Origin of the sequence: Caldimonas sp. (assembly GCF_046289365.1) — a bacterium.
GTDB lineage: Bacteria > Pseudomonadota > Gammaproteobacteria > Burkholderiales > Burkholderiaceae_C > Caldimonas.
This window is the reverse complement of the sequence record NZ_JBKBVU010000202.1, coordinates 1-5,632: the sequence shown is the minus strand read 5'-3', so window position 1 is coordinate 5,632 and position 5,632 is coordinate 1. Positions and strand designations below refer to the sequence as shown.

The following is a 5,632-nucleotide window of genomic DNA, read 5'->3' as shown; positions in this document are numbered from 1 at the left end:
AGACGGCCGCTTCTATTTCATGGAGATGAACACGCGGCTGCAGGTGGAGCACCCGGTCACCGAGGCCATCACCGGCCATGACCTGGTGGAGTGGCAGTTGCGCGTGGCCGCCGGCGAGCCGCTGCCGGCGCGGCAGGAGGAGTTGCGCATCCGCGGCCATGCCATCGAGGCGCGGCTGTGCGCCGAGAACCCTGAGGCCAACTTCCTGCCCGCCACCGGGCCCTTGCGGGTTTTCCGTCTGCCGGCACAGGCCAGCGAATTCGCGGTGGCGCCGGTGCGCGTGGACGCGGGCGTGCGCGAGGGCGACGAGATCTCCCCCCACTACGACTCGATGATCGCCAAGCTGATCGTGCATGGCGACACGCGCGAGCAGGCCCTGGCAAGGCTCGATGCGGCGCTGGCCGAGATCCACATCGTGGGCCTGCACACCAACGTGGCCTTCCTGCGCCGTGTGGTGACCAGCGCGTCATTCGCCGGGGCCGACCTCGACACCGCGCTGATCGAGCGCGAGCGCGCTCATCTCTTCGGCCGGCCCGGCCTGCCCCTGGCCTGTGCGGTGGCCGGTGTGGCCGCGCGTGTGCTGGCCGACGAGGCGGCGCTGCAGGATGCCGACCCCTGGAGCCGGCGCGACGGCTGGCGGCTGCATGGCACGGCGCGCCGGCGCATGGAAATCGAGGCCGGCGGCGAGCGTCATGTGGCCTTCCTCGAATACCTGCACGATGGCCGGCACATGCTCGACCTGGGGGGGCAGCGGCAGCCGCTGCAGGTGCATGCACGCTCGGCCGAAGTGCACGAGGTGGTGCTGGGTGAATCCCGCTGGCGCCTGACGGTGTACCGCCAGGGCGAGCATTTCCATGTGTTCGCCCCCGAAGGCGTGGCCGCGCTCCAATGGATCGACGCGATCGCCCATGCGGGCGAGGGCGGTCACGACGGCGGTCGGCTGACCGCACCGATGCCCGGCAAGGTGCTGGCCTTGCATGTGAGTGCCGGCCAGGCCGTCAAGAAGGGCCAGGCTCTGGTCGTGATGGAGGCGATGAAGATGGAGCACACGATCGCGTCCCCGGCCGATGGCGTGATCGAAGCCTTGCTGTACGGGGTGGGCGACCAGGTGGCCGAGGGCGCCGAACTGCTGCGGCTGACGGTGTCGTGAAGGCGCCCGCCGCGCCTTGGGCGTCAGCGGGCGGCCAGGGCGGCCGGCCCGAGGGCCGAGCCCAGGGTGCGCCACCAGGCGCGGCCACGGCGGGCAGCCGGGCGGGTAGACGGGGGGACGGCCAGCGGGCGCGGCAGACTGGCGTGGACGAACTGCTCGGCCAGGCGTTCGAGCTCCTCGTTCTCGCTGGCGCGGCACACGTTGAGCACGTCCAGCGCGTAGAGCTCGCGGCTGAGCATCAAGCCCACGTCGATGCCGCTGCCCAGTTCGCGCAGCAGGGCGAAGTGGATGCGGGTGGCGATCTGGAGGCGATGGGTGCGGGGGTCCATGGCGGGTGTCCTCGTGATGGGGGAATTTTTCTCTTCCCGGCATGGGTCGGCCATCCCCATTAAGGTGGAGTTCCCCCCTACTTTTGGGGGGCACAATCCGAGTGCTTTGCTGGAGATTGGCGATGTTTCCTGAACGTGTCACCCTGGTCGACGTGGGCCCGCGCGATGGCCTGCAAAATGAGAAGCAGCCCGTGCCAGCGGCCCACAAGATCGAGCTGGTCCACCGCTTGCAGGCCGCCGGTGTGCGCGAGATCGAGGTCACCAGCTTCGTCTCCCCCAAATGGGTGCCTCAGATGGCCGACAACGCCGAGGTGATGGCCGGCCTGCAGCGCCAGCCGGGCGTGCGCTACTCGGTGCTTGTGCCCAACATGAAGGGCCTGGAGGCGGCGTTGCCCACCCGGCCCGACGAGATCGTCGTCTTCGGTGCGGCCAGCGAAGCCTTCAGCCGGCGCAACATCAACTGCTCGATCGAGGAATCGATCGAGCGCTTCCGCCCGGTCGTGCAGGCCGCGCGCGAGCAGGGCCTGAAGGTGCGCGGGGCCATCTCGTGCGCCGTGGGCTGCCCCTACCAAGGGGAGGTCTCACCCGACGAGGTCGAGCGGGTGGTGCGCCTGATGAAGGACATCGGCGTGCAGCACGTGGGGGTGGCCGACACCATCGGCGTGGGCACGCCGCGCCAGGTACGCGCCGCGATGGAGCGGGCCTTGCGCCACTACCCGCTGCACGAGGTGAGCGGCCATTTCCACGACACCTACGGCCAGGCCATCGGCAACATCTACGCCTGCCTGGAGATGGGCATCCACCACTTCGATGCCAGCGTGGCGGGCCTGGGCGGTTGCCCCTATGCCAAGGGGGCGACCGGCAACGTGGCCACCGAGGACGTGGTCTTCCTGTTGCAGGGCCTGGGCATCGATTGCGGCATCGATCTACAGGCGCTGGTCGATGCGGGCGATTTCATCTCGCGCGTGCTGGGCCGCAAGCCGGTGTCGCGTGCCGCCAATGCCCTGCTGGCCAAGCGTGTGCGCGAGGAGGCCGCGGCATGAGTGTCGTCGCCCCCGCCGATCTGAGCGAACGCCCCGAGGGCTTCCAGCGCGTGGCCCGGGCGCTGGCGCAAGCCGGTCATCCGCAGCCGCCGGTGTTCCTGGAGGTGGCCGCGCGCACGGCCCAGGAGGCGGCCGATGCCCTGGGCATCGTGGTGGGCCAGATTGCCAAGAGCATCGTGTTCCGCCGCCAGGCCGACGATGCCGCGGTGCTGGTCGTGACCTCGGGCGACAAGCGCGTGGACGAGCGCAAGGTGGCCGCGCTGGTCGGATCGCTGGCGCGCGCGGATGCACGGTTCGTCAAGGAGCGCACCGGGTTCTCGATCGGGGGCGTGTCGCCCGTGGCGCATCTGCAGCCGCCGGTCATGCTGATCGACCGCGAGCTCTTCCGCTTCGATGTGGTGTGGGCCGCGGCGGGGCATCCCAACGGGGTCTTTCCGGTGGCGCCGCAGCAACTGGTGGCGCTCACGGGCGCACCGGTCGAGGACGTGGTGCTGTGAGCCCTCGTGTGCCGTCGCCGCCCCAGCCGGGGCGGGTCCCGAGCCCCTGCGTCAGCGTGTGCCGCATGAACGCGGCCACCGGCTGGTGCGAGGGCTGCCACCGCACGCTGCAGGAGATCGCCGCCTGGTCGACGATGAGCGATGGCGACAAGCGCGCGGTATGGAAGCAACTGCCCGCGCGCCGGCAGGCCGCAGCGCGCATGTCCCCGGAGGGATCATGAAAACACTGCAGTTCTGGTTCGACCCGGTCTCTCCGTATGCCTACCTGGCCTTCGAGCGGCTGCCTCAGGTGCTCGAAGGCCTGTCGTGCGCCGTGAGCTACCGGCCGGTGCTGTTCGCGGGGCTGTTGCAGCATTGGGGCCAGCTCGGGCCGGCCGAGATCCCGCCCAAGCGGGACTGGACCTACCGCCAGGTGGCCTGGCTGGCACACCGTCTGGACCTCCCGCTGGTGATGCCGGCGGTCCACCCGTTCAACCCCTTGCCGCTGTCGCGCCTGCTGCTGGCCCATGGGCAGGCCTCGGCTGTGCCGGGAGCGGCCAACCGCTTCGCCTGCGAAACGGTGCTGCGCCGGGTGTGGCGCAGCGGCGAGGCCGCCGGCGAGACCGCCCAACTCGAGGCGCTGGCCGAGGCGCTCGCACCCGGCCAGGCCCAGGCGCTGCTGGCCGCCTCGCGCGACGAGACGGTCAAGGCCATGCTGCGCAGCAACACGGATCAGGCCGTGGCCGCGGGCCTGTTCGGGGTGCCCACGGTGGTGGTCGAGGGCCGGGCTTTCTGGGGGCTGGACGGCCTGGAGCTGCTGGCTGCCTTCCTGCGGGGAGACCCCTGGTTCGAGGGGCCGGCCTGGGAGGCCGCCGCCCGTGTGCCCGGCGGCCTCGTGCGCCGCGCCGCGCCGGGCAAGCCTTGAGGGCTCGGCGCTCGGCCGCCCTGAGCCGGAGCGAAGCGTGCACATGACCCGCTTGCACTGTGGGGTTGCCGGCGGCAAGATGCATCCAGGCCTGTGACGTGCTAGCGTCCGGGGGAAGGTGGGCTGACCCGCCCGCCAGCGATTCCATGCGGTCGGCGCCACCGCCGCACGGAGCGTCTGCGCAGGCATCGCGCACGAGGTGGCGGTCGGGGCAGGTGACCGATGGGCAAGCGTGCGCTGTACAGCAGTTCCAAGCCGGTGGGGCCGGCTGAACCGGCCCGTGCTGCGACACCGCGGGTCCGGCCATCGGCCGACGCTCCCGCAGTGGGCCCGGCGGCCCCTCCCGCGGGCAGCCCCCCCGCCGGCGCCTCCGGTGTGTCGCAGCCTGCCGGGCGCCGGGCCCGCCTGCGGGCTTGGGCGGGGCGTCACGAGCGCTGGGGGCTGGTGCTGGCCGGCGGCCTGCTGGGCCTTGCGCTGACGCTGCTGCAAGACGCCTGGCGCGAGCCCCTGGGGCGCCTCACGCAGGACGACATCGACAAGGCGGTGCTGCACACCCTGGCGAACAAGCCCCTGCCGTCGATGGCGGCCAAGGCCTACGAGAAGATCCGGCCCTCGGTGGTGCGCGTGCGGGGGCTAAGCCTGCCCAATGCCCAGGGACAGCAGCGGGAGATCGGCACCGGCACCGGCGTGGTCATCGTCGATGAAGGCCTGATCCTCACCAATTTGCATGTCGTGATGGGGGCACCGCGGCTGCAGGTGGTCTTCGACGATGGGCATGAAGCCGAGGCCGACGTGGTGGCGGCCCAGCCGGAGAACGACCTCGCGGTGATCAAGCCGCGCAGCCTGCCCGACGACCTCGTTGCGGCCACGCTGCGCTCCACGGGCGACCTGGCCGTGGGCGATGCGGTGGTGGCCGTGGGCTTTCCCTTCGGCATTGGCCCCACGGCCACGGCCGGCGTGGTCTCGGGCCTGGACCGCGAATTCCGCTCGCCCGAGGGCGAGCGCATTCTGACCAACCTGATCCAGTTCGATGCGGCGGCCAACCCCGGCAGTTCGGGCGGCCCGCTGGTCACGGCCGACGGCGAGGTCGTGGGCATCGTCACCGCCATCCTCAACCCGACCGAGCACCGTGTTTTCGTCGGCATCGGGTTTGCCGTGCCCATCGAGAACGCCGCCGCGGCCGTGGGCCTGTCGCCCTTCTGACGCTTGTTTCTCTGGACCCCCGACGAAAGGACGCCCGCATGGACCTCACCACCTCCCCCAACGCCGTGGCCGAGCAGATGCAGAGGGTGCTTTACGAAGTCAAGCGCGTCGTCGTCGGGCAGGACCACTTCCTTGAGCGCGTGCTGGTGGCCATGCTGGCCCAGGGCCACCTGCTGGTCGAAGGTGTGCCGGGTCTGGCCAAGACGCTCACCGTGAAGACACTGGCGCGGGTGATGCGCGGCAGCTTCCGGCGCGTGCAGTTCACGCCCGACCTGGTGCCTGCCGACCTGGTGGGCACGCGCATCTACAACCAGAAGACGGGCGAGTTCAACACCTCGCTGGGGCCGGTCTTCACCCATCTGCTGCTGGCCGACGAGATCAACCGCGCCCCGGCCAAGGTGCAAAGTGCCTTGCTCGAGGTGATGCAGGAGTACCAGGTCACCATCGCAGGGCAGACGCATCCCGTGCCCCGGCCCTTCCTCGTGATGGCCACGCAAAACCCCATC

At 70.8% G+C, this 5,632-nt stretch carries 8 protein-coding genes; 7 read left to right on the top strand and 1 reads right to left on the bottom strand.

The annotated features are described in order from the left end of the window. Window positions 1–1,150, top strand: a 1,150-nt coding sequence (locus tag ACK42S_RS15210; RefSeq protein ID WP_409709378.1) for a biotin/lipoyl-containing protein, incomplete at its 5' end; no start/stop codon positions are given. A gap of 23 nt (window positions 1,151–1,173) precedes the next feature. Here the strand turns inward: ACK42S_RS15210 and ACK42S_RS15205 are convergent. Then, a complete protein-coding gene (locus ACK42S_RS15205) occupies window positions 1,174–1,479 on the bottom strand; it encodes a hypothetical protein (protein WP_409709376.1) in 306 nt (101 codons plus the stop codon). Window positions 1,480–1,601: 122 nt separating this feature from the next. Between ACK42S_RS15205 and ACK42S_RS15200 the strand changes: the two genes are divergently transcribed. From ACK42S_RS15200 to ACK42S_RS15175, 6 genes are all read left to right on the top strand, one after another. Continuing rightward, window positions 1,602–2,522, top strand: a complete 921-nt coding sequence (locus ACK42S_RS15200) for a hydroxymethylglutaryl-CoA lyase (protein WP_409709373.1) — start codon at window positions 1,602–1,604, stop codon at window positions 2,520–2,522. After that, window positions 2,519–3,019, top strand: coding sequence for a YbaK/EbsC family protein (locus ACK42S_RS15195; RefSeq protein WP_409709370.1), 501 nt, complete (start codon window positions 2,519–2,521; stop codon window positions 3,017–3,019). Before ACK42S_RS15200 ends, ACK42S_RS15195 begins: the two co-directional genes overlap by 4 nt. Continuing rightward, window positions 3,016–3,240 (top strand): DUF1289 domain-containing protein, encoded by a 225-nt coding sequence (locus tag ACK42S_RS15190; RefSeq protein ID WP_409709367.1) that lies wholly within the window; start codon window positions 3,016–3,018, stop codon window positions 3,238–3,240. Before ACK42S_RS15195 ends, ACK42S_RS15190 begins: the two co-directional genes overlap by 4 nt. Continuing rightward, window positions 3,237–3,923: a 2-hydroxychromene-2-carboxylate isomerase gene (locus ACK42S_RS15185; RefSeq protein ID WP_409709364.1), complete on the top strand. Its 687-nt coding sequence runs from the start codon at window positions 3,237–3,239 to the stop codon at window positions 3,921–3,923. The genes ACK42S_RS15190 and ACK42S_RS15185 overlap by 4 nt, the downstream gene beginning before the upstream one ends. Before the next feature lie 222 nt (window positions 3,924–4,145). Further along, window positions 4,146–5,126: a S1C family serine protease gene (locus ACK42S_RS15180; RefSeq protein ID WP_409709361.1), complete on the top strand. Its 981-nt coding sequence runs from the start codon at window positions 4,146–4,148 to the stop codon at window positions 5,124–5,126. 38 nt (window positions 5,127–5,164) lie between these two features. Beyond that, window positions 5,165–5,632: AAA family ATPase (locus ACK42S_RS15175; protein WP_409709356.1), on the top strand; the 468-nt coding region annotated here is incomplete at its 3' end.

What these genes read in the sequence shown, in the direction of transcription:
- ACK42S_RS15205 (WP_409709376.1), bottom strand. Translation starts at nt 1,479, where the DNA reads ATGGACCCCCGCACCCATCGCCTCCAGATCGCCACCCGCATCCACTTC.
- ACK42S_RS15200 (WP_409709373.1), top strand. Translation starts at nt 1,602, where the DNA reads ATGTTTCCTGAACGTGTCACCCTGGTCGACGTGGGCCCGCGCGATGGC.
- ACK42S_RS15195 (WP_409709370.1), top strand. Translation starts at nt 2,519, where the DNA reads ATGAGTGTCGTCGCCCCCGCCGATCTGAGCGAACGCCCCGAGGGCTTC.
- ACK42S_RS15185 (WP_409709364.1), top strand. Translation starts at nt 3,237, where the DNA reads ATGAAAACACTGCAGTTCTGGTTCGACCCGGTCTCTCCGTATGCCTAC.
- ACK42S_RS15180 (WP_409709361.1), top strand. Translation starts at nt 4,146, where the DNA reads ATGGGCAAGCGTGCGCTGTACAGCAGTTCCAAGCCGGTGGGGCCGGCT.